We start from the raw sequence: 26,136 nt of genomic DNA on the forward strand, positions 1-26,136 counted from the left end.
TTGGTTGTTGGTTGTTGGTTGTTGGTTGTTGGTTGTTGGTTGTTGGTTGTTGGTTGTTGGTTGTTGGTTGTTGGTTGTTGGTTGTTGGTTGTTGGAAAATAAAAATTTATTTTCCAACACAAGTTTATTACGAGCTTTCGAAATCAATCAAACAGATTGCTTTGTCAATCTCGATTGCATCTCGTTTTCTCGCAATGACGTTTTAAAGCTCTTCCGGGGCTAGCTCTACTTCTAGTCCGTCCATATCTTCGGTGATATGTAATTGACAGCCTAAGCGTGAATTATCTTTTACATTAAATGCTTCAGATAACATGGCTTCTTCATCATCACCCATTTCTGGAAGCGCCGTATCTGATAATACATAACATTGACAAGAAGCACACATAGCCATACCTCCACAAATACCTATAGTACCTTCTGGCGCAAGTTCATAAGAACGAACTACTTCCATTAAATTCATATTCATATCGGTCGGCGCATCTATCTCATGTAAGATTCCGTCGCGGTCTGTAATTTTTATTTTGATGTCGGTCATTATAATCAGTGAGTTAGTGGGTTAGTGGGTTAGTGGGTTAGTGGGTTAGTGGGTTAGTGAAAAATATTATTTCATTAATTTAATAAAGGCATATAATATTTTTGATACTTGATTAGTTTCATTTATCAATTCCAATGCCAATTCTTTTTCCACATACTCCAATCTTTGCGCAAGATAAAGCATGGATCTTAGTTCACTATTAGAAGCTAAAGAAATGTATAGAAAGCGTTTAAAATCTGCATTTGAACTTCTTTCGAAGCCTTCTGCTATGTTATTAGAAATGGATACTGACGCTCTAGTAATTTGATCACGAAAACCGAAATTTTTCAAATCTCTAAATTGCCGATAAATAAGTACGGCTAAATCTTGCGATTTCTGCCAAACCTTTAAATCTTCAAAACGTTGTATCGTCATCTTACTAATTCACTATCTCACTAATAAACTAATTCACTATCTTACTCTATCGCTTTTATCACTGCCTTTGGTGCTTCCTTTTTTGTTCCATCAAAACCGCTTACACCACCTACGGTAGTATATTTCATAACGTATTTTTTATCTGGATAAATTTTTTGAAAGGCACTTTGGCACATTAATGTTGCCTCGTGAAAACCACAAAGAATCAGTTTTAATTTGCCTGGATATGTATTTACATCTCCAATCGCATATATTCCAGGTATGTTTGTTTGATAATCGAAGGTATCTACTTTAATAGCATTTTTCTCAATATCCAATCCCCAGTCACCAATCGGACCAAGTTTTGGTGAGAGTCCGAATAAAGGGATAAAATTATCAACCTCTAACGTAACCTCTTCCTTTGCATCAGAAATTTTTCTGATTAATACAGATTCTAATTTATCATCACCATTTAAGGCAATAATTTCTGCAGGAGTGATTAAATTAATTTTGCCTTGGTTCTTTAATTCTTGAACCTTCTCTACAGAATCTAAAGCTCCTCTAAATTCATTTCTTCTATGCACTAAAGTTACTTGAGATGCTACATCTGACAAGAAAATACTCCAGTCTAGAGCAGAATCACCACCGCCAGCAATGACTACTTTCTTATCACGATACACCTCAGGATCTTTAATCATATAAGCTATACCGTTGTCTTCAAATTTTGACAAATTATCCAACAATGGTTTTCTAGGCTCAAAACTTCCTAAACCACCTGCAATAGCTACTATCGGTGCATTATGCTCAGTACCTTTATTGGTAGTAACTACAAAAGTACCATCGTCTAATTTTTTGATTGTCTCTGCGCGCTCACCGAGAGTAAACCCTGGTTGAAAAGATTTAATTTGCTCCATTAAATTATCTACCAAATCACCCGCCAATACTTCTGGAAAACCAGGAATATCATAAATCGGTTTTTTAGGATAAATTTCAGAACACTGTCCGCCTGCCTGCGGCAAAGCATCTATTAAATGGCATTTTAGTTTTAGGAGTCCTGCTTCAAAAACGGCAAAAAGACCCGTAGGTCCCGCACCAATTATCAATATATCAGTCTTAATCATTACTTCAATTCTTTGTAATACCCTTCAAAATTATCAATCTATGGTCTTAAAAATTATGACAATTATCAGGATTTAACCTGCAATATTAATAACTTCCTGTATCTGTGGCGCGTATTTTTTTATCGTCATTTCAACACCACTTTTTAGGGTCATTTGATTTACACTACAACCAACACAAGCACCTTCTAACCTTACTTTAACAGAAGATTCATCATCAATAGAAATCAATGTTATATCACCACCATCACTTTGTAAAAAAGGTCTGATTTCTTCTAATGCTTTTTCAACATTTAATTTTAGTTCTGCTGATGTCATATCTATTTTTTATTAACAGGCGAACAACCCGCCATCGTTGTAATCTTAATTGCTTCTGTAGGTGGTAATGTTTTATTTCTAGAAACTACCTCACTGACAATCTTTTTTGTCAATGCTTCAAATGCTTTTTCTACAGGTGTAGCCGTTTGTAATGCTGCTGGTCTACCAACATCACCAGCTTCACGAATACTTTGTACTAATGGCATTTCTCCTAAAAAAGGTACATTTAAATCTTCCGCAAGGTGTTTTGCACCTTCTTTACCAAAAATATAATATTTATTATCTGGCAACTCTGCAGGTGTAAAGTATGCCATATTCTCAACAATTCCCAAAACAGGTACGTTTATAGAATCTTGTTGAAACATTGCCACACCTTTTCGAGCATCGGCAAGTGCAACTTCTTGTGGTGTACTCACTACAACAGCCCCGGTTATCGGTAATGCCTGCATAATACTTAAGTGTATATCGCCAGTACCCGGTGGTAAATCGATCAACATAAAGTCTAAATCGCCCCAGTGTGCATCAAAAATCATCTGATTTAGTGCTTTAGAAGCCATTGGTCCTCTCCAAATTACCGCTTGGTCTCTTTGTGTAAAAAAGCCAATTGATAATAGTTTAACACCATAACTTTCTACCGGCTTCATTTTAGATTTACCATCTACATTTACTGCAAGTGGTTTATCATTAGCGACATCGAACATTATAGGCATTGAAGGCCCGTAGATATCGGCATCTAACAAACCTACTTTAACGCCCATTTTTGCCAAAGTAACTGCCAAGTTAGCCGTTACGGTAGATTTACCTACCCCACCTTTACCAGAGGCTACCGCTATAATATTAGAAATACCCGGTATGGCTTTACCTTTTATCTCATTTACTTTCGGCTTTGCAGCAGGAGCATCAACCTTAACATTGATTTTAATTTTCGCTTTTTCATAAACTTCTTTATGAATAATTTTTAAAATCTCTACTTCAGTCTTTTTACGTGCTTGCAGGCTTGGGTTTGTAATAGTAATATCTACCTCAACCTCATCACCAAAAATTTGGATATTGGTAACTGCACCACTTTCTACCATGTTTTGACCTTCCCCAGGAACGGTAATATGTTCCAATGCCTTTAAAACATCCTTCTTATCTATCTTCATTATATAAATTCATTCTAAACAACAAAGATAATCCTTAGATGTTAGATTATGAAGTTAGCGTATTGAAAATGAAGATGCCATTATAATTAAAACCTCTTATTAACAGAAATTCAATTCTCAATTATTTATGATTTTCAAGCAGAATTAAACTATCTAAAAGCCGTATTTTAGAATCTTCTTTAAAACGCAACTCATGTACCAACCTACCAAAAGAATAGCTTTATTTTCATTTCTTGGTCTATTTACATTCTTACTCATTACATCTTGCTCTAGTTCTAAAAATGAATTCTCTAAAAAAGATGTAAAACGATCCCAAAAATTAGTGGGATTAGATTTCGATAAAAAATATATTGACACCCTATACCCCTATCTAAAAAGAAATAAAGAGGGTTTTGATACCCTGCGGAAATACACCTTAGCTAACGACGTCGTACCTGCAATACAGTATAATCCCCTACCCCTAAACTTCACCCCAAAAGTACAAGCGGGATTCCCTGAATGGGAAATTCCGGGTAACGTAGAACTACCAAACAAAAAAGCTGACCTTGCTTTTTACTCTATACCTCAGCTTGCTTCACTTATTAAAAGCAAAAAAATAAGCTCGCTAGAATTGACCCAGTTCTTAATAGCCCGATTAAAAAAATACAATCCTGTTTTACAATGCACTATTACCATAACCGAAGAAATGGCTTTGGAACAAGCTAAACTTTTAGATGCTGAACTAGCTGACGGAAACTACCGCGGAATTTTACATGGCATACCATACGGCGTAAAAGACCTTATGGCAGTTGAAGGTTATAAAACCACATGGGGTGCAGAACCCTACCGTGATCAACAAATTGAAATGACTGCTACGGTGGTTGAAAAATTACAGGCTGCTGGCGGAGTTTTAGTTGCTAAACTTGTATCTGGTTCATTAGCGCGTGGCGATGTTTGGTTCGATGGAAAAACGAAAAACCCATGGGATACAAAACAAGGTGCTACAGGTTCTTCTGCAGGTTCCGGATCTGCAACCTCAGCAGGTCTAGTTCCTTTTGCTTTAGGTACAGAAACATTAGGTTCAATTACATCGCCAAGTAATAGAAACGGAATTACGGGTTTACGCCCAACATATGGTAGAGTTAGTAGACACGGAGTAATGAGTTTGAGTTGGTCAATGGACAAGGTGGGACCTATGGCGAGAAGTGCCGAAGATTGTGCTATTGTATATAGCGTTATTACTGGCAAAGACCCAAAAGACGGCATGACCACTGATTACCCTGACGGATTCGAACCTACAAAAGATTACAAATCACTAAGAATCGGATACCTAAAAAAAGATATTGAAAAGGACACTTCTTTAAGTAAGGATAATCTAGAGAAAGCCGTGAAAACTTTTAAAGAAATGGGACTGACTTTAAAAGAAGTGGAACTACCGGAAGATGTTCCCTATAAAAGTTTTGATGTGATTTTAAGAGCAGAAGCGGGAGCATTTTTTGATGATATGGTTCGTGCAAGAGAAGTAGATAAAATGGTAGAACAAGATGAACGATCACGTGCAAATTCTTTACGACAAGCTCGTTTTATACCTGCTGTAGAATACCTGCAAGCAAATAGACACCGACAAGTGCTTATCGAAAAAATGCAGACTATCATGAAAGATTATGATGTGCTGATATCTCCAACTTTCGGAAATAGACAATTGATTATTACCAACCTTACCGGTCACCCGGTTATTGCCATCCCTACAGGACTAGATAAAGAGAAACACCCAACAAGTATTACCCTAGTTGGCAATCTGTACGATGAAGCAAGTATTCTTTTACTAGCAAAGGCTTTTCAGGATCAAACCGAATTTGATGAAATGCATCCTGAAGGGTATACGGATTAGTTGTTGGTTGCTGGTTGTTGGTTGTTCGTTGTTCGTTGTTCGTTGTTAGAATACTATAATTTTCAATTAAGTCGGGAACTATTCGTTTTCAAAAGGTTCTCGATACACCCCTTATTCAATGAAAAATTGAATAAGGGGTAATCGAACTGACATTCGTAAATTACATTCTAACATATAAGTTTTCGACTGTGCTCCTAATGATATTTTAGATATTTCAAAAACTAAATCTTTCTTCCGTCTAAAAGGTTGATGATTCTTGAACCGTATTCCGCATTCTTTTCGGAGTGTGTTACTTGAATAATAGTGACACCTTCTTCCTCATTCAATTTCTTAAAAAGCTGCATGATTTCTTCACTTTGTTGTGAGTTCAGATTTCCTGTTGGCTCATCTGCTAGAATCAATTTTGGTTTTCCTATCAATGCACGTGCTACGCCAACCAACTGCTGCTGACCTCCACTTAATTGTGTTGGGAATAAATCTTTCTTACCAACTATATTAAATCTATCTAACATATCAGCCACTAACGCCTTGCGCTCAGAGCTCTTTATCTTTTTGTATAATAATGGCATTTCTAAATTTTCTTCTACCGTTAAATCATCCAACAGGTGATATGATTGAAATACAAATCCGATATACTCCTTATACAAGTTAGAGCGATATTTCTCTTTTAACGTGTGAACCGATTCACTCAGAAAATCATACTCGCCTTCATCAAAAGTATCGAGCATACCAATAACATTCAACAAAGTAGATTTACCAGAACCCGACGGCCCCATAATTGAAATGAACTCCCCTTCTTGTACTTCTAGATTAATATCCTTCAACAAGAAAATACGTTGACCGCCTTGCTGTACCCATTTGAAAATATTTCTTAATTGTAGTAACATCTTATTTAGTGAATTAGTTTGTTAGTAAAATAGTTTATTGGTGCTTTTAAATTAAACGTTTTTATACTATTTAATAATCATTATTCATCCCTTAAAGATTCTACTGGGTTAGCGACTGCCGCATTAAAACTTTGCCAGCTTACTGTTAATAACGCAATTAAAAGTGCTGAAATACCTGCCAGCGCAAACACCCACCAACTAAGTGCTGTTCTATAAGCAAACCCTTGAAGCCATTGATTCATAGCAAACCAAGAAATTGGTATTGCAATAATAAAGGCAACGCCAATCCACTTTACAAAATCTTTATTTAAAAGTGTAAGAACCTGGGGTATTGTGGCTCCATTTACTTTACGAATACCAATTTCTTTTTTGCGTTGTACCACAGTGTATGAAGTTAGACCAAAAAGACCCATTGCCGCAATTAATATAGCTAGTAAAGTAAATACCTGAAAAGCAGCCCCAAAAGATTTATCTTCTTGATATTGTGCCTCAAACTTTTGGTCTAAGAATGTATAGTTAAAGGTGCTTTTTGGAAATATTTTAGTCCATTCGGATTTTATCTGTGTAATGGACGATTCAAAACCTGTAACCGACGCAGCAGAAGCATCTAATTTTATTAAAATATTATTTACGTCACGCTCATATCTAATAACCATAGGCAATAAAGGGCTTTTCAGCCCAAAATGATAATAATCCTTAATAACACCTGTTACCCTCCATTCATTTTCTCCCCAGAAACCTACCGTTTTATTTAGTATTTCATCATAGGAAGAAATGCCCATATTCTTTAAAAAAGTTTCATTAACCACCACCTGTTTTCCATCGAAATTTGATGAAGGTAGAAAAGTACCACCAGCTAAAAATTCGATATCCACCAAATCAAAATAATCTGGTTGTACATGATATGTGTAGAATAATTTATCATCTTCTTTAGTACCATTTGGCAATAATATGCCTCGGCTAGATGATAGATTATCAAAACTATCACCAGGGTAACTTTGCGCAATCGCAATTTTTTCTACAAATGGTAATTTCTTTAACTCTTCTTCTAAAACCTTATACTCATTTATAAGCAAAGAATCTGACTTAGTCGTTACCACTTCGCCCTTTAATGCTATAACTTGATTAATGTCAGTACCTATGGGCTGGCTTTCTAAGAAACTAATTTGTTTGGTTACCACAATAGTGCCGATTAACAAAACAATGGTCGCTAAAAATTGTGTAACAATAAGTCCTTTTCGAATTGCCAAGCCCTGCGATGAAGTCTGTATTTTACCTTTAAGTGCTTTTATTGGAGAATAACTACTTAACAAAAGAGCTGGGTAAAGACCCGCAGCAACCATACCGAATAGAATAAAAAGAAAATAAGGTAAGAAAGCAGACAAACTCCCTAACTGTAAATTAAGCCCCTTTCCAGTGATACCATTGTACAACGGCAAAACTATAGCCACTAATAATAACGATAACATAATAGCAACTAGGTTCAACAATATTGACTCAAATAAAGATTGAATAATCAATTGCGATTTTTGGGCGCCAGACACCTTACGAATACCTGTTTCCTTTGCCCGCTCCATGGATTTGGTTACAGAAAGGTTTACATAGTTCAACCAAGAAAGTATAAGAATAATAAAGGCGATGGCCATAAGAAACTTTACACGGGTAATACTACCATTTGCAGAAACTTCATAAGGCTTATTTGAATATAGATGTATGTCTTCAATAGGCTCTATATTATGTTGTTCTTCCGTATCTTCTTCAATATCGCTTTCAATTATCTTTTGCCGTAACACATCTGCATTTGTAATTGGGTCTAATTTTATAAAAGTATAATAGTTGTTAGCATTCCAATTAAGTTCATGCGCTTTTGGACCCCAGTCTGTCCATGTTTTTTCAGTTTCGTAAGAGATTAAAAAAGTATTTCTATAATGAGTAGTTTTAGGGATATCGGCCATTACCCCTGTTACGGTAAGGACGGCTTCTTCTCCGTCTCTAAAAGCTGAAATTGTTTTCTGTAGGGGATTTTCATTCCCAAACAACTTCTGAGCAAATGATTTTGAAAGGACTATTGAATACGGTTGAGAAAGCACCTTTTCCTTCTCTCCTTTCAATAATGGATAGTTAAAAATATCAAAGTAAGAAGGATCTGCCAAAGAACCCAAGGGCTGCTCAAATATTCGATCACCCAATTGAAACGTCATTTTTTCAAAATAAAAGAATCGAACATAATCCAACACTTCTGGAAACTCACTTTTTAATGTAGGTCCTGATAAATTATAAGTCATAGCGTCACCAGGTACAAAGGTGTCGCCTTCCAAATAATCCATATAAACTCGATATATATTTTCCGACCCTTTAAATTTATCATAGCTCTGCTCATAATTGATATAGAGCATAATAAGCACAAAAGAAGCTATACCTATAGCCAAGCCAAAAATATTAATGAAAGAATAAAGCTTATTCTTAGACAAATACCTTAATGCGATTTTTAAATAATTACGTAGCATATCTGTTTAGTTTTTATTCCGTTCTTAGGCTTTTTACAGGGTTGGCTCTTGCTGCTCTTATGGTTCGCGACCCAATAGTAAGCATTGCAATTATCACGGCTATTGTACCTGCGCCAACAAAAAACCAAATACTCAAATCTATTCTATACGTATAGTTTTGCAACCACTCTCGCATTACCCACCATGCAATTGGTGAAGCTATTAAAAATGCTACCAGTACTAATTTCAAAAAATCTTTGGTAAGAATATAGGTAATAGAAGCAACGCTAGCCCCAACTACTTTTCTAATACCGATTTCTTTGGTGCGTTGTGAGACAATTAATAAAGACATGGCAAAAAGCCCCATGCAACTTAAAATAATAGCTAATATAGAACCACTTGAAATCATTTTTGCCGTGGTCTTCTCCCTATTAAAAGTTCTATCAACGTTCTCATCTAAAAAAGATCCTAAAAATTCGGCATTAGGTTCTAATTTTTTCCAGGTACTTTCTAAAATTTCAAAAGATGCCGCCATATTGTTAGGTCCTACTTTTGCATATGCATAACTAATACCCCATTCTCTGGTCATGTAAAATGTAATCGGTTCTATTGCCCTATCCAAATCATTGAAATTATAATCTTTTACTACTCCCAAAACAGGATAATATTTTCCATCGTCTAATTCTAACTGAGCCAGCAAAGGATCTTCTACCCCAAGTTCTTTAGCCATAGCTTCGTTTATGACCACGCCTAAACTATCTGAAGCACTTTCAAAATTTCGCCCTCTAACCAAATCAATACCCAAGGTTTGAACAAATTCATGGTCTACCACCAAAAAATTGGTAGTCACAGCCCTACCTTCAAATTCAAATCCTATTTTACTGGTAGACCTACTGCCATCTCTACCTAATCCTAAATTATTATCGGCACCACTAATGGAAATAATATTGGGATTACCTTTTAATTCATCTCTCAATAAATCGACAACATCGTTACTGTTTCGTTTTCCGTTTAAAGGAAATGAAATTACCTGTTCTTTATCGTAACCTAAATCTATGTTACGCATATAGTCAATTTGACCCCATAACACCAACGTACCCGTTATCAATAAAATGGCAATTCCGAATTGAAATACCATAAGTAAATCTCTTACCCTATTACTACCTGTTGATTCTAATTTTCCTTTTAAAGATTGAATTGTACCTAAACGACTCATTAATAATGCTGGATAACCGCCAACAAAAATTGTTATTAGAAATACCACACCTAACAGCACAAGTAAAAATATTGGTTTTAAAAGCATGTCTACATTTACATTGGTATTAAAAGTTGTTTTAAACTCATCTACAAAAGCAAAACTCAACACTACACCAATACAAATGGATACTAGAAAAACGAATAGACTTTCGCTCCAAAATTGAAAAAACAATTGTTTTTTTTGAGCGCCCAATGTTTTTCGTATACCAATTTCTTTTAATCTTTTAGCGGATCTGGCAATGCTCATGTTTACATAATTGACACATGCAATGAATAATATCAAAAAGGCAACACCAAGTATTAAATAGGGCAAACTTCTACTTACTTCTACAAATCCGTTTTTAAGACTCAAAAAATGTACATCAGTCAACGGAATCATATCTAAATTCATATATCTACCATTTACATCTGCAGAGGCACCATCTCTTTTCAACTCACTTATAGCCTTCTCATAATGTGAATCTATATACGACTGGCTGTTTTTTTTAAAACTTGATGCCGTAACACCATCTTCTAATTCTACATATACATCATGATAATTCGCATCCCAATTATCTTTATTTTTCAAATACGAATGATGACTTTCGAATTGCGCTGCCATTTGAAATTCTAGATTACTTTCTGGCACATTATCTTTAGCTATGGCAGTAACGGTAAATGGTTTTTCTTTTCCTTCCACCAATAAATTAAAACTTTCACCTACAATCGCAGTCGTACCAAATAAACTAACTGCGGTTTTTTCGGTTAATACTATAGAAGACACATCGCTTAAGGGTTCATTTTGGTCTCCGCTTATTATTGGCAAACTGAACATAGAAAAGAAATCTTTATCTACCCAAATTATGTTCATATCCATTTCCTTATCTCCAAGAATCGCCAGTGTACCATCTTGTAAATACCTTGTTATACGTTTTACCCCTGGCACCTGTGTTTTTAATGTTCTCGCAAATGGTGCTGGATGAACAGTCCCTGCCTGGGGTCCTTTTGGAGTTTGTTGGGTTTTTACAATCTTATAGATTGAATCTCCATTTTCATGAAAACCGTCATATGACAGCTGATACATTGCAGCCATACCTAACAATATCGCAACTGCAAATGCAACCGATAAACCTATTACATTTAACGCTGTATTGAGCTTGTCTTTAATTAAGTTTCGCCAGGCTATTTTTATATAATTCTTAATCATGATTTGATTTTATAATGATTGATGATTTTAAACTAATCGGTTCGTAAACTCTTCACAGGGTTACTTAATGCTGCCTTGACCGATTGAAAACTGATTGTAAAAAGGGCTATGACCAAAGCTGAAATGCCTGCGATGATAAATACCGAATAACTCATATCTACATGAAATGCAAAATTTGACAACCATTTATTCATTAACCAATACGCTACTGGAAAAGCAATGAGCATGGCAATAAAAACCAGTTTTACAAAATCTTTGGACAGCATTTGTGTTATACCCATGATACTAGCCCCTAAAACCTTTCGAATACCTATTTCCTTTTTGCGCTGCTCGCCCACAAAAGCCGCTAAACCGAAAAGCCCCAAACAAGCAATAAAAATGGCTAACATGGAAAATACAAAACCAACTTTAGCAGCACGTCTTTCACGTGCATATAGTTTTTCAAGATTATTGTCTAAAAAACTATACTCAAAAGCAGTGTTGGGTGCTACATTTTTAAATATTGTCTCTAACTCATTGATGGTAGTACTACTTGCTGCAATCTTATACCTAACCAATGCAAACGATTTACGCTCACCTGTATTATTATGAAAGGCATAAGCTCCTATAGGCTCATGCAATGAGGCAAAGTTGAAATCATCCACCACACCTACAATAGTATTTGGTACTGATATAAATATCGTTTTACCTATAGCTTCATCGGGAGTATAGCCAAGATAATCGACTGCTTTTTTGTTCAACACCACTTCTATAAGAGTGTCTTTTTCTTGTTTAAATATTGGCAATGAACGCCCAGCAAGCAGCTTTAATTGCAGTACATCAATAACAGAAGCATCAGTAACATTGGTCTGTATGTTCAAACTTTCTTTATCATCTTCATTTCTACTCAAAGACCTACCACTAACCTCCATTCCTGGAAAGCCCTGCGTTAAGGAGACCGAAGAAACATTGCCTAAACCTTTCAATTCTGATACCAAAGCATCTTTTTTATCAGTTCCTTTTATTCCATTTATGGAGATAGCAACCACATTTTCAGCATCAAAACCTAATTTTTGGTTTCGTATAAAATCCATTTGCTCAGAAATCATCAATACACCAACTATCAATACCACCGAAGCAGCAAATTGAAATACCACCAAACCTTTTCGTATAAAAACATTTCCTTTGCTTTGAACTACAGAGGATTTTAATACTATTACCGGTTTAAACCGAGATAAGTATAGTGCTGGATATAATCCTGATATCAATGTTACCACCAACCATATTGCTAACAAGCTTATCAAAAATTCAAAATTCAATAATAAATCCGTGCTTAAATCCTGCCCCATTATAGCATTAAAAATAGGCATTGCGGCAGAAGTCAATAATACCCCAATTACGAGAGAAATTAGCGTTACCAAGCCTGTTTCCATATAAAATCGAATTATAAGACTACTTGACGATGAACCCAAAGTCTTACTGATACCTACTTCTTTCGCTCGTTTTTGAGAACGAGCTGTTGTCAGGTTCATATAATTGATACAGGCAATTAAGAGAATTAAAAGTGCCAAGTATATGAGGTTACGTACTTCTTTTATATCACCTATTCTACTTGCATAGGCATTATCATAGCCAGAAGAAAATAAGTGGACATCTTTCATAGCTTGCAGAGAAAAAGTGTACCACTGATTTTCCTTTTCCATATTCTTATTCAACATTTCCTGCAACTGTAATTCTGTAGATGCCAAATCGGTATTGGGCTTTAGTAAACAATAGGTTTCAAAACTGGCATTATTCCAAGAACGCTTCTTAAAAAAACCTGTAGTTATTCCCGAGGCCATTATATTACAATCTAGTGTGCTGTTTTTAGCAAAGTCTTTATAAACACCTGTTACCTCTAGTTCATACCTACCATCTACAGTAAAGGTTTTGCCAATTGGGTCTGTTGTTCCAAAATACTTTTTAGCTGTTGTTTCTGATAAAACTGCGGTATTAGGGCGGTCTAACGCACCTTTTGCCTGACCTTTTATAAATGGAATATCGAAAATATGTAAAAGCTCAGCATCTACCCAAAAGAGGTTATTTTCTGTGAAATTTTGCTGCAATACTCTTAATGACGCAGTACCCCCAAAATCATTTTTCAAAGTTCTAGCAGCATATTTAACATTGGCAACGTCGGTCATCATGGTAGGTCCCAATGATGGCGGCACCGTAGCCCAAATTTCTTGACCGTTGTCACCATCGGTATGTAATAGCACACGTTGAATATTGTCTATATTGGGGTACATGGTATCAAAACTCTGCTCATGTCGTATATAGATGAACAAGGTCAAGGTTACTGCCAACCCTATGGAAAGACCCAAAATATTGATTACCGAAAACAAGCGGTTCACTTTTAGGTTGCGCCAAGCTACTTTCAAATAGGTTCTAAACATAATTCTCGCTTTTAATTAATTGACAACCTTTACACTACTCGGTTCGTAAACTTGTTACCGGGTTTGCTTTTGCGGCTTTTATAGCTTGAAAACTAACGGTTAAAATGGTCACTATGAAGGCACCTAGCATGGCAATGGCGAAAATCCACCATTTTAGTATTACTCTATATGGGTATTCTTGTAACCAACCGTTCATTACAAAATATGCTATGGGCACCGCAATAAAACATGAGATAATTACCAATTTTAAAAAGTCCTTTGACAACATATTCCAAACATTAAAAATAGAGGCTCCCAAAACTTTTCTTACCCCTATTTCTTTCTTTCGTTGTTCTGCCACAAATGAGGTTAAACCAAATAAACCCAAGCAACTAATTAATATGGCAAGTGCTGTAAATACCCCAGAAAGGGTTCCTATGCGTTCTTCAGATGCAAACTTTTCTCCATACTCCCCATCTATAAAATCATACTCAAAAGGGATATCTGGAAAATGCTCTTTAAACACGTTTTCAATTTTGGTAATATTCTGAGTAGCACTTTGGTTAGGGTTCAACCTCATGTTATAATAACTTGCGTTATCATGCCTATCATACACATATACTCCTTGTTTTACTGGTTCATAGGGTGATTGGGTAATCATATCTTGTACAACACCTATTATTTTTAATGGTGGATTAGGGTCTTCCTCATTATCATCTCTTAATAACTGACCAACCGGATTCTCCATTCCCAAATATTTCTTAGCAGTTTCATTAATTAAAACTCCTAAAGAATCAGTAGCAAAATCTCTTGAAAAATCTCGCCCTTCCACTATTTTCATGTTCAGCGATTTTGCGTATTCTGGAGATACTTCTGTCCACGCCAGATCTTCTTGAAATCCTTCTGGTTTGCCTTCCCATGTAAAACCGCCTCTGTTTGACCATATTTGAGTGGTAGGGCTACTAGAGGTTGACATTTCTACTACTGCACCAGAACCTATAAATTCAGCTCGCATTAAATCATACTTACCCACAAAATCTTGACTGAATGTTGGTACTTGAATTAAGCCTTCTTTGTCGTACCCAACAGGTCTGTTTTTTGCAAAATTTATCTGCTGCATAACAATAACAGTCCCAATGATAAATGCCACAGAAACCGTAAACTGTACTACCACCAATATTTTTCTTGGTAAACCTGCATATTTTCCTGTCTTAAATGTGCCTTTTAATACATCGACCGGTCTAAAAGAGGAAAGGTACAATGCCGGATAGCTACCAGCCAGCAATGCTGTAAACACAATAAAGATGAATGATACACCCCAGAACAAACCGTTACTCCAAGGAAAGGAAATTTCTTTTCTAGAAAGTTCATTAAATCCGTTTATAGAAAGCAGTACAAGTATAATAGCTACTACAAATGCAAATAATACCACGATAAAAGATTCACTTAAAAACTGATATATCAACTGCCCTCTCTGTGACCCTATAGATTTACGAATACCCACCTCTTTACCGCGTTTCTCTGATCTGGCAGTACTTAAATTCATAAAATTAATGCACGCCAGTAGCAAAACAAAAGCACCAATAATACCAAACAGCCAAACGTATTTTATTCGCCCACCAACTTGTTCTCCATTCTCAAAACTGCTATGTAAATACCAATCTTTCATTGGAAACAAGAATATCTGTGGATTAAATTGTGCTGTATCTTCGTTTAAATCTTTCTTTACATTTTTAATCCTATCCGTTACTTGTTCAATAGTTGTATTATCCGCCAATTGCACAAACATTTGAAACGAGTTGTTGCCCCATTGATCTTCTGCATTTCGAATCCATTCATTATTGGCTAAATACTTTTCCCACGGAATAATAAAATCGGTATCATTAAAAGAATTGTTTACCGGTATATCGCTATACACAGCACTTACATTCATCTTATGTTCATTGCTTACCGTAACTGTTTTACCAATAGGATCTTCACTACCAAACAGAGCATCGGCAGTTGACTGAGAAAGCATAATAGAATTAATTTCTCTTAATCCATCTTTTTCTCCTTTTACAATGTTTAAACCAAACATTTCTAGACCAGCCTTTTGCATATAATTGCCTGGTCTAGATATATTTTTATCACCATATTTCAAATAATGATCATTGGTCCAAGAGCACATAATAAGATGCTTGAAATTGTCGCTATAACCATCTCGCAATCCTTTCTCTAACGGTCTAGGTATCGCAGGCCCTGTGCCCGTTTCTCCATTAAAAGTTTGTGATTGAAAGACCTGGGCAAGACTATCTTTATTCTTAAAATAGCTATTATATGAAAGCTCATCTTGTATCCATAACCCTATGATCAAGGTTACTGCCATACCTAAGGCAAGCCCCCCTACATTTATAAACGTATATCCCTTGTTCTTTAAAAGATTTCGCCAAGCTATTTTTAGATAGTTTTTAAACATGATTGTTCGTTTTTTAATTGATGCTCAGTTAGTACTAAACCGTGATTGATGATTGATGACTACACATTTACGACTAAATTCATGCCATATTGGTAAATGTCTATTTAACAGTGTTTTACAAATTTTAATAAAAATGTATGTGTAAAATATATGGACAAACGATGTACAATATATTTACAAAGACTACTTAAAAATGAGAATGTTACACCTAATTAAACATCTTGACAAAAGAACGAAACAACTGAATAAATTACTCTGACCGTAGACTTTTCACCGGATTTACAATTGCCGCTTTTATACTTTGGTAACTAACTGTTACAATAGCCACTATAATCGCCAGTAGTGCCGCCAAAGCGAAAATGCCAAATCCGATTTCTATGCGGTATGAAAAATCTTCTAACCATTTGTTCATAACAAACCATCCTATTGGCAACGACACCAATATTGCTACACCTACCAGTTTTAGAAAATCTACTGTAAGTCGGTATGAGATTTGACTTACAGTAGCTCCCAACACTTTTCTAACACCGATTTCTTTTGTACGCTTTTCAGCATTAAAGGCAGCTAATCCAAATAATCCCAAACAAGCAATGAAAATGGATAGTAAAGTAAAAATGAAAAATATCTGACTTAGTTTTTGCTCGGCTTCATAGGTTGTATTATAAGCTTCGTCCATAAAGCGATAATCAAAAGGTTGACCTGGCGCCATGGCGTTCCATATACTTTCAATGGCAGCAATGTTTTTTGCATAATTTTCGCCATTCATTCTTACTGCCATATTTTCGGCATCAGTATTCAAATGCATTCCAAGGGCACTAATATTGGTACGCAATGAAGTATAATGAAAGTCTTTGACCACTCCGATTACAGTATAGTACGTAGGATTTTCTAGTTCTATTTCTTCTGATATGCGCATACCTAAAGCTTCTTCTGCCGTGACATTCATAATAGGCAACGTAGCTTCATTTATAATCATAGCCGTAGAATCTGATGCATACTGCGGATTAAAATCTCGCCCAGCAACTATTTCCATTTCCATAGTTTTTAGGTAATCTGAATCTACCAACCATTCCTGCATCTGAATGGCACTTTCTTGATCTCTTGCTCCCTCTTCAAAAAACGAACTATTTGATCGCCAAGATGGTGTAGGGTAGTAATCGCTTAACGTAGCACTCTCTACATAACCCATTTTTGCAACTTGCTCTTTAAAAGCTTTGGTCTTAGACCCTAGTGCTCCTATTTCATTAATTAACAACACTTGATTTTTGGTAAAGCCCAAATCTTTGCTCTGTATGTAATTCAATTGTTGAAATACCACCAAGGTACTTATGATTAGAAATACCGATATTGAAAACTGAAAGATGACCAATGCATTACGTACTCTACCATTTCCTACACTCTCTGTTGCACCACCTTTTAAACTTTTAACGGGAGTGAACCTAGACATGAAAAACGCCGGATAACTACCCGAGAAAACCCCCAGTAAAACAGTGGCTACTAATAACACCAACCAAAATAAAGGCTGAGTAAACGGAATTGCAATTGACTTACCTGTGAAGCTATTGAAAAAAGGTAATGCTACCAATGTAATTAGTAGTGCCGCTATTAGGGACAAAAATGCTATTAATCCTGATTCGGTTAAAAATTGAAATATCAGATTCGATCTATTAGAACCAAGAGTCTTTCTTACCCCGACCTCTTTAGCTCTCTTTAAGGAGTGTGCCGTAGATAAATTCATAAAATTAACACTTGCCAAAATAATCAAGAATAAGCCAATAAAAGAAAGAATGTAAATATTTTGAACACTGCTTGTAGCACTCATTTCTGTGCTTTTATCTGAATATAAATGGATGTCGGTCAATGCCAATGTGTGATACCGAATATAATTACCGGACGCTGCAAACGACTCTGCCGTCATACCCGGAAAATATTTTTGTGCCCATGGTAACATGTACCGTTCTAACATGCCTTGCAAGGGTTCTTGAAAATCTTCTGCCGTTACACCCGGTATTAGTTTTATAAACGTAAAATAATTATTACCGCCCCAATTATCTTCTCTCGATGCAACGTTGCCCGCCATTGCCAAAAACACACTATAGTCATTGAAATATGAATTCTTGGGCATGTCATCTATTACACCGGTTACCGTGTATGTATCGGTATTATCTAACAATAAATTTTGACCTAATACATCTGTAGAACCAAAATGTTTCTCTGCGGCAGTTTTGGTAAGTACTAAAGAATTAGTGCCCGTCAAAGCTGTTTTAGCATTACCAGCAATTAAATCAATACCAAAAAACTCGAAGACCGTTGAATCGGCATACGTTATATGATTTTCTTTAGCACTTGTGGTACCTCCAACTTTCTTCACATACATACTACCCACGGTTCTAAAACGAACTGAAGATTCTACCTGCGGATAATCTCTTTTTAATGTTTCTGCCATTGGGGCTGCAGATTCACCTGCTTTGATTTCCGCTCCGCCAAATTTTATATCTGAATCAACACGATAAATTCTATCTGCATCGGCAAACATTTTATCATAACTAAGCTCGTCGTAGATATATAGCGAAATCATCAATGCACCAGCCATACCAATGGCCAGACCGAATGTATTTAAGAAAGTAAAAAAGGCTTGCTTCTTTAAACTTCTCCAGGCAATTTTTAGATAGTTTTTAAACATGATTTTTGCTTTTTGACGCTTAGACCTTGCTTAGCGTGATTTGATGATGATGATTGACGACAATAATGAGAACTCTATTTTCATGCCAATTAAATAAACTTCTGATTTTCAATTATTTAAATAAAAATCTAATATCTTAATTGTCAAATATTTGGACAAAATGTGTAAAATATATTTACAGATAAATTCTGAAGTTGGGTCTTTTTATCATAATACATGCCCTTATTCTGTACGTAAACTCTTTACAGGATTCGCCCTAGCCGCTTTTAAAGCTTGAAAACTTATGGTTACTAACGCTATAACAATTGCGACAACACCTGCAATTACAAAAGCCCATATATCTATAGAAATACGGTAAGAATACCCTTCTAACCAGTTCTGCATTAATAGCCATGCAAGAGGACAAGCTATTAAAATTGCAATCACGACCAGTTGCATAAAATCTTTTGACAGCAAACCTACAATACTCGATATGCTAGACCCTAATACTTTACGAACCCCTATTTCTTTTCTACGCTGATCTGCGGTAAAGGCAGATAATCCGAAGAGTCCTAAACACGAAATTAATATGGCTAACAAGGCAAATATTTGAGATAGGCTGCCGATTAATTTTTCACTCTTAAACTTGGCATTATAGGTATCATCTACAAACTCATATTCAAAAGGAAATGCCGGATTAAACTTCTTCAACGATGCCTCCATAGCTGATAAAGCCGATGCTGTTGCCATACCAGACTTCGTTTTTACATACATAAAACGTGCTTCACTTGGGTCATTAAAAAATATGACCGGATCACTAGACCCGTACATATCACCATATACATAATCTTTTACTACGCCAATTACAGGATAATCCTCTTCTATAGTTTTACCAATAGCGCTGCCGTTCCCCATTAATTTTGCGAACGATTCACTTACAATAATATTGACACTGTCTTGCGCGGGATTGTTACTAAATCCTCGTCCTTCAATAATTTCCAATCCTGCTGTATTGAAAAAATCTGCTGTAATATCACGTACAGAAACCAATACATCTTCAGTATCTACACCGCCTTGCCAACTTAATCCCGATGTATTATTTCCACCGGATAAAATATCAGAATTAATGAGTCCGATGCTTTCTATCATCCCCGTGGCTTTCATGTCTGCTTCTATCGGGTTGAAGTTTTTAATCATATCTCCGGTAACAGGAATCTTCACTAAATTTTCTTTATTGTAACCCAGATCGCGCCCTTTTACATGTTGTACTTGTTGGTAGACGATAATGGTACATATGATAAATACGATGGATACTACAAATTGTGTCGCTACCAACCCTTTTCTAATAAACGATGCACTGCCTTTAGTTCTACGTGCTCCTTTCAACACATCTACAGGTCTAAAAGAAGATAAATAGAACGCCGGATACCAACCTGCTACCAATCCGCATATCAGGGTAATTCCCAGTAGTACTGCTATATGAGTAGGATTGAACAGACTAAAATCTAACTGTTTATCTATCATCATATTAAACTGTGGCACCAATAATTTTAACAATACCACACTGAGTACAGCTGATAATGTTGCGGTGATGACAGCTTCTGCCATAAACTGAGATATCAAACCTTTTCTTCCTGAGCCTAATACTTTTCGTACACCCACTTCATTTGCTCTTTTTTCACTTCTAGCGGTAGCCAAGTTCATGAAGTTGATACAGGCTATCAACAAAATAATGATTGCAATAAGACTGAATAGTCTTACGTACGTGATTTGACCTCCTATATTTTTGCCTCCCTCAAATACCGACCTTAAATGCCAGTCTTTCATAGAAAACAAAAAGGCTATGGTTTCGTCATCTTCCGTTTTCATAGGAAGTATTGCTTTTACTTTCTTATTGACAACATTAAAATTTGCCTCTGGAGAAAGTTCAACAAAAGTGTCCGCGAAGTTTCTATCATATTCGTTTACCCATTCATTATCTTTTGCAAACCGCTCAAAAGGAATAACCCAGTCAAAACTATAGGTTACATTGTGCGGCAAATCTTCATAAACTCCTGAAACGGTATAACTTGTTTCGTTGTTTATTTTAATTACTTTGTTAATGGCTGAAGTATTTTCCCCAAATAATTGGGTAGCCGTTTCTTGTGAGATGACTATGGCATCTACATCATTTAAAGCGGTTTCTAAATTGCCTTCTACGAATGAGAGACTGAACATGCTTAAAAAATCTGGGTCGGCATATCTCCCAAATTTATTAATGGATGTTTCTCCTACTTGAAATAAAAAATCTTCTTCTTTTGTTCTTGCTGCACCTACAATACCTGGCACCTCTTCCTTTAAAACTTCTGCCAACGGACCGGGAGTTGAGTTAAATGTACGCCACTCGCCTTCATATTGTTGGTTGGTAGGTATGTAATACACTACATCTTGCTTCTCAAAATTAGCATCGTAACCAACCTCATCTTCTACCCAAAGCAAAATCATGGCAGCACAGGTAATGCCTATTGCCAGACCAAAAATATTCAACAAGCTATAGCCTTTATTCTTCCAAAGGTTTCTCCAAGCGATTTTTATATAGTTCTTAAACATAGTTCTCGTTTTTTTCCTCCCCCTAGCCCCTCTCCAAAGGAGGGGGAATGGTTTGGTGATTATTATAACTCCCTTCCCTTCGGGAAGGGCTGGGGATGGGATATTTATTCTTTTCGTAAACTTTTCAAAGGTTGTATTAATGCTGCACCAACCGATTGGTAACTTATGGTCAGTATTGCAATGGTTAATGCTATTAAACCTGCAGCTAGAAATATGCCCCAACCGATGGTAATGTGATAGGCGAAATCTTGTAACCAACGGCTCATAATGTACCAACCAATAGGGATTGCAATAATGATGGATATCAAAATAAGCTTCATAAAATCTAACGTTAGTAGTCGGTATATACTTTTAAATGGTGCACCTAAAACTAGCCTAATGCTGATTTCTTTTTTACGTTGTTCTACCATAAAAGCAGAGAGTGCAAACAACCCTAAACATGCTACCAATATGGCGAACAGTGCAAAGCTGTTGAAAATCTTACCCATACGCTCTACATCATCATGCATACGACTAAACTCTTGGTCTAAAAAGCTATAATTTATAGACTGATTGGGAATGTTTTTATTCCATACAGATTCGATAGATCCCAATGCCTGATTCACATTTCCTTTTTCCAACTTCAACGATATGGACCCCAAATCTTTACCAATTACTAAAGACAATGAAGAAATATCTTCTTTTAGAGATTTAAAATGAAAATCATCAACCACCCCTATTACAGTAAATAGTTGTCCGTTGTTATTAATCTCTTTACCAATTGCATTTTCTAAGCCTAGCTCTCTTTGCATATTGGCATTTATGATGATGGAATTCAAAGAGTCAGAAGCAAACTGCTTGGAGAAATCTCTACCTGTTTTTAGAGTAATACCCAGTGTTTTTATGTAGTCGTAATCTACTCTCCAAATTTGGGCAGGTATACCTCTGCCTTCATTACCTTCATCTTCTCTTCTAAAAGTGTTGCCGTTTCTACTGCCACCATCTACTGGTAAATAATTAGATATCGTTGCCGATTTTACTTGTGGTAATTGTAGTAATTGTTCTTTAAAATTCTCTGCGCTATTTCCTAATACTGCGGTTCCCTCTAGTATGACAACTTGTTCTTTGTCATACCCCAATTCTTTTTGAAGTATAAAGTCCATTTGTTGGTAAATAATCAATGTGGCTATAATCAGAATTACAGATGTAGAAAATTGAAAAATAACGAGTCCGCTTCTTAATTTTCCACTTTTACTACCAATGCTTAAACTTCCTTTTAAAACATTAACCGGTTTAAATGCTGATAAATAAAATGCAGGATAAAGCCCTGCCAAAGAACCTACTAACAGCGCAGCAACTAATACAATTGGAATGAACCACCATGCTGACCAAGGCATTTCAATTGCTTTTGATGCAATAGAATTGAATGACGGTAATAATGCCCAAGCCAATAAAACCCCTAAAATAAAAGAGACAAAACTGAACATTATTGATTCGGTCATGAACTGAACCACCAAATTGCTTTTGTAAGCACCTATAGTTTTTCTAAGTCCCACTTCTTTTGCTCTATTTGCTGATTTTGCAGTAGAAAGATTGATAAAATTAATCACCGCTAACAACAATACGAAACCGGCTATGGCTGCAAAAAGCCAAACGAATCTGATATCGCCATGCTTTAGACCATCTGCCATTTTAATATCTGAATACAAGTGAATATCTGTGATAGGCTGAAGCTTATACTCCATGGTTCTTAGCACATCAATAAAATCTGGTGCACGACCTCTTTCTCGTTGTGCGGGAATGATGTAGTCTTCAACAATAGAAACCATTTTTTTCTCTAGCTGCTGAACATTTGTATTTGGATCTACTAGAATATAAGTGAAGTAGTTCTGGTTGGTCCAACTTGCATTGGTGTCTTCAATGGGAATTAAAAAATCGTATGCTAAATGCGAGTTTTTAGGTGCATCTTTCATAACACCAGTTACGGTATATGGCTTTGTAGGATCATTGTCTAAAATGATTGTTTCGCCTATAATCGTTCCATCTTTAAAATATTTTGCGGCTTTAGATTCTGAGATAACAATACTCTTCGGATTTGTCAATGCCGTGTTGGCATTACCTTGTTCGAGCTGAACTTCTAAAATCTCAAATGCTTCTTGGTCCGCAAGTAAAAATCCGTCTTCTAGGTTATTTTGTTTCTCACCAGCTAATCTAATACCACGTTTACCTGCTCCAAATATTCCTGTTGTATTAACTTTTCCTGCTTTTATAATTTCAGGAAAATCACTTTGCAAGGCATCTGCAAAAGGTAACTGAAAGTGTGTGCTTTTCATTACCTCACCTTTATACATACCTTCTAAAACTACACGGTACATTTGATCCTTATTGGCGTAGTATTGATCATAACCCACCTCATTGCGAATGAACAATGCTATTAAAAGACATGCTGCTATACCAACAGCGAAACCGCCAATTTTTATAGCGGCAAAGAGCTTATCTTTCTTTAAACTTCTCCAAGCAATTTTAAGATGGTTTCTAAACATGATTTTTTGATTTTTCCTCCCCTAACCCCTCCGATACTTCGGCTATGCTCAGCACAAGCGGAGGGGGATTGGTTTGGTGATTGATTGATGATACTCTATTATCCGTGATTAAGGGATAGGGTTGGTTTTTTGGCTGATTAGTTGTCTTCACTTCGGCTCTGTTCAATGAACATAGCCAATAATTGATTGATGAATAAACTCCTCATAACCCCCTTTGGGGGCATGGGGGATTACATCATGGCTCCGATTGCTCGGTTCTGGCTTTCAGTTACAATTTGACCATCGAATAGATTTACTACTCTATGGGCATAGTGTGAATCTCTGTCAGAGTGTGTTACCATAACTATTGTGGTTCCCTCTTGGTTTAGTTCTGTTAATAGGTTCATTACTTCGATTCCGTTTTTAGAATCTAAGTTACCTGTTGGCTCATCGGCTAATATTAATTTCGGATTAGTTACTACCGCTCTAGAAATGGCAACACGTTGTTGTTGACCACCTGATAATTGCTGCGGAAAATGCTTTTCTCTATGTGCTATTTTCATTCGCTCCAACACCTTCATTACCTTTTCTTTTCGTTCTGCCTTACCCATTTTTAAATAGATTAATGGCAGCTCTACATTTTCATATACCGTAAGCTCATCAATAAGATTAAAGCTTTGAAAAACAAACCCTAAATTTCCTTTACGTAATTGGGTACGCTGACTCTCTTTTAATCCGCCTACTTCATTACCTGCAAAATTGTAGCTGCCATCTGTTGGGTTATCTAACATGCCAATAATGTTCAACAACGTAGATTTACCACAACCAGACGGACCCATGATAGCCACAAACTCGCCATCTTCTACTTTTAGGTTGACACTATTCAATGCCAAGGTTTCTACTTCTTCTGTTCTAAAACTTTTTTTAAGGTTCGTAATGGTTATCATATTCCTGTTATTTTTATTGTTATAATGACATTGAGTTTCCTCAAATGTGACAGTTTTATTTATTTCTTACGCTCCGACAATTCCCCCTTTGGGGGCTAGGGGCTTTTATTTCAACACTATTCTTTCAGCCTCGCCGAAATTATCATAGTTACTTGTAATTACTTTTTCTCCAGGTTCTAATCCTTCTAAAACTTCATAGAATCTAGAATTCTGTTTTCCTATTCTAATGTTTCTCTTAATTGCTTCTCCTCCATCAGAATTCACAACAAAAATCCATTGTCCGCCTGTGCTTTGAAAGAAGCTACCTTTTGGCAATAAAAGTGCGTCGTTAGATTCGCCTAACTGTAATTTAATATTATAGCTCTGACCTGAACGAATGGTCTCTGGTTTGCTATCGGTAAAAACCAAATCCACCTTAAATCTACCGTTTCTGACCTCAGGATATACTTTTCTTAATCGTAATGGGAACTCTGTTCCGTTACGTTCTAAAACAGCTACTAAATCTCTTTTTACACGGTCAATATAATGCTCATCGATTTCAGCTTCTATCTTATAGTCTGTAAGTACGTTAATCTGACCTATGCGCTGACCTTGTGCAATGCTCTGCCCTATTTCGGCATCTAAAAATCCTAATTGACCATCTGCAGGTGCACGTACATTTAAGTGATCTAGTCTTTGGTAGACCATACCTAAAGTCTTTTGCATACGGTCTAAATCGGTATCTAACCCTTTTAATGATGTCTCTCGTAATTCATCATCTTGTACCGTTTGTACTTTGATAATTTCATGTTGCTTTTGAGACAATTCATAGTTTTCTTTAGATAGTTGAAATGCTTCTCTTGAAATTAATTCATCATCGAACAAGGCTTTATTTTGCTCGTAGTTTCTTTTCAAACGTTGTAAATCCGTACTTGCTGTTGCCAACGATCTTCTTCCCTCAACCTGTCTTGAATCAAAACTCATTTTGGTTGATCTTAAATCATTTTGCTTTAGTGCCAAGTTACTTTCACTAGCTAAAATCTGCTCGTACAAATTCATGTTCTCAAGCTTTAAGATGATATCACCTTTCTTCACCATGGCACCTTCTTCTATCAATTTCTCACTTACACGACCACCTTCATAAGCATCCATATAAATGGTGGCAATTGGCGCTACGCTACCGTTAATAGTAATGTAGTCATCGAACTTACCTGCAGTAACCTCTGCAATCGAAAGCTTATCTTTTTCTGTTCTAAATGTAGACACAGAACTTGCAAACAATAGCTGATACCCAACAAATAAAAGCAGTATACCTAATGCGATATAGCCGAAATGTTTTGGCTTCAATCCTTTTTTCTTTTCTAATTTTATATCCATCGTAATCGTTTATTCTTTGTTCGTTGTTGGTTAATATT

At 36.1% G+C, this 26,136-nt stretch carries 16 protein-coding genes; 1 reads left to right on the forward strand and 15 read right to left on the reverse strand.

Features of this window, described 5'->3' with window-relative positions; genetic code table 11:
- Positions 1-202 precede the first annotated feature (202 nt).
- From CLV90_RS14790 to CLV90_RS14810, 5 genes are all read right to left on the reverse strand, one after another.
- On the reverse strand, positions 203-535 hold the full coding sequence (locus CLV90_RS14790) for a 2Fe-2S iron-sulfur cluster-binding family protein (protein ID WP_133688293.1): 333 nt from the start codon (positions 533-535) through the stop codon (positions 203-205).
- Positions 536-601: 66 nt separating this feature from the next.
- Positions 602-949: a four helix bundle protein gene (locus tag CLV90_RS14795; RefSeq protein ID WP_133688294.1), complete on the reverse strand. Its 348-nt coding sequence runs from the start codon at positions 947-949 to the stop codon at positions 602-604.
- A gap of 41 nt (positions 950-990) precedes the next feature.
- Entirely contained in the window at positions 991-2,049 is a 1,059-nt protein-coding gene (locus CLV90_RS14800) for an NAD(P)/FAD-dependent oxidoreductase (RefSeq protein WP_133688295.1), read from the reverse strand.
- 72 nt (positions 2,050-2,121) lie between these two features.
- Positions 2,122-2,364: a NifU family protein gene (locus CLV90_RS14805; RefSeq protein ID WP_133688296.1), complete on the reverse strand. Its 243-nt coding sequence runs from the start codon at positions 2,362-2,364 to the stop codon at positions 2,122-2,124.
- Positions 2,365-2,366: 2 nt separating this feature from the next.
- Entirely contained in the window at positions 2,367-3,509 is a 1,143-nt protein-coding gene (locus tag CLV90_RS14810) for an Mrp/NBP35 family ATP-binding protein (protein WP_133688297.1), read from the reverse strand.
- A gap of 193 nt (positions 3,510-3,702) precedes the next feature.
- Here CLV90_RS14810 and CLV90_RS14815 point away from each other — a divergent pair, with 193 nt between their 5' ends.
- Positions 3,703-5,379 carry an amidase gene (locus CLV90_RS14815; RefSeq protein WP_133688298.1) on the forward strand — a complete coding sequence of 559 codons (1,677 nt, stop codon included), beginning with the start codon at positions 3,703-3,705 and terminating at the stop codon, positions 5,377-5,379.
- A gap of 221 nt (positions 5,380-5,600) precedes the next feature.
- Here CLV90_RS14815 and CLV90_RS14820 read toward each other — a convergent pair whose 3' ends face one another.
- From CLV90_RS14820 to CLV90_RS14865, 10 genes are all read right to left on the reverse strand, one after another.
- The gene (locus CLV90_RS14820; protein WP_133688299.1) at positions 5,601-6,266 is read right to left on the reverse strand and encodes an ABC transporter ATP-binding protein; all 666 of its coding nucleotides are present in this window, start codon (positions 6,264-6,266) and stop codon (positions 5,601-5,603) included.
- An 80-nt stretch (positions 6,267-6,346) separates the two neighbouring features.
- Positions 6,347-8,773, reverse strand: a complete 2,427-nt coding sequence (locus CLV90_RS14825) for an ABC transporter permease (RefSeq protein ID WP_133688300.1) — start codon at positions 8,771-8,773, stop codon at positions 6,347-6,349.
- Positions 8,774-8,786: 13 nt separating this feature from the next.
- Entirely contained in the window at positions 8,787-11,195 is a 2,409-nt protein-coding gene (locus CLV90_RS14830; RefSeq protein ID WP_133688301.1) for an ABC transporter permease, read from the reverse strand.
- A gap of 32 nt (positions 11,196-11,227) precedes the next feature.
- On the reverse strand, positions 11,228-13,609 hold the full coding sequence (locus CLV90_RS14835; protein WP_133688302.1) for an ABC transporter permease: 2,382 nt from the start codon (positions 13,607-13,609) through the stop codon (positions 11,228-11,230).
- A 34-nt stretch (positions 13,610-13,643) separates the two neighbouring features.
- Positions 13,644-16,043, reverse strand: a complete 2,400-nt coding sequence (locus CLV90_RS14840) for an ABC transporter permease (protein ID WP_133688303.1) — start codon at positions 16,041-16,043, stop codon at positions 13,644-13,646.
- A 250-nt stretch (positions 16,044-16,293) separates the two neighbouring features.
- Positions 16,294-18,726: an ABC transporter permease gene (locus CLV90_RS14845; protein WP_133688304.1), complete on the reverse strand. Its 2,433-nt coding sequence runs from the start codon at positions 18,724-18,726 to the stop codon at positions 16,294-16,296.
- A 222-nt stretch (positions 18,727-18,948) separates the two neighbouring features.
- Entirely contained in the window at positions 18,949-21,294 is a 2,346-nt protein-coding gene (locus CLV90_RS14850) for an ABC transporter permease (RefSeq protein ID WP_133688305.1), read from the reverse strand.
- A 104-nt stretch (positions 21,295-21,398) separates the two neighbouring features.
- The gene (locus CLV90_RS14855; protein ID WP_133688306.1) at positions 21,399-23,816 is read right to left on the reverse strand and encodes an ABC transporter permease; all 2,418 of its coding nucleotides are present in this window, start codon (positions 23,814-23,816) and stop codon (positions 21,399-21,401) included.
- 230 nt (positions 23,817-24,046) lie between these two features.
- A complete protein-coding gene (locus CLV90_RS14860; RefSeq protein WP_133688307.1) occupies positions 24,047-24,742 on the reverse strand; it encodes an ABC transporter ATP-binding protein in 696 nt (231 codons plus the stop codon).
- A gap of 105 nt (positions 24,743-24,847) precedes the next feature.
- On the reverse strand, positions 24,848-26,098 hold the full coding sequence (locus CLV90_RS14865; protein WP_133688308.1) for an efflux RND transporter periplasmic adaptor subunit: 1,251 nt from the start codon (positions 26,096-26,098) through the stop codon (positions 24,848-24,850).
- Positions 26,099-26,136 lie beyond the last annotated feature (38 nt).

The organism is Maribacter spongiicola (assembly GCF_004364165.1).
GTDB classification, from domain to species: domain Bacteria; phylum Bacteroidota; class Bacteroidia; order Flavobacteriales; family Flavobacteriaceae; genus Maribacter; species Maribacter spongiicola.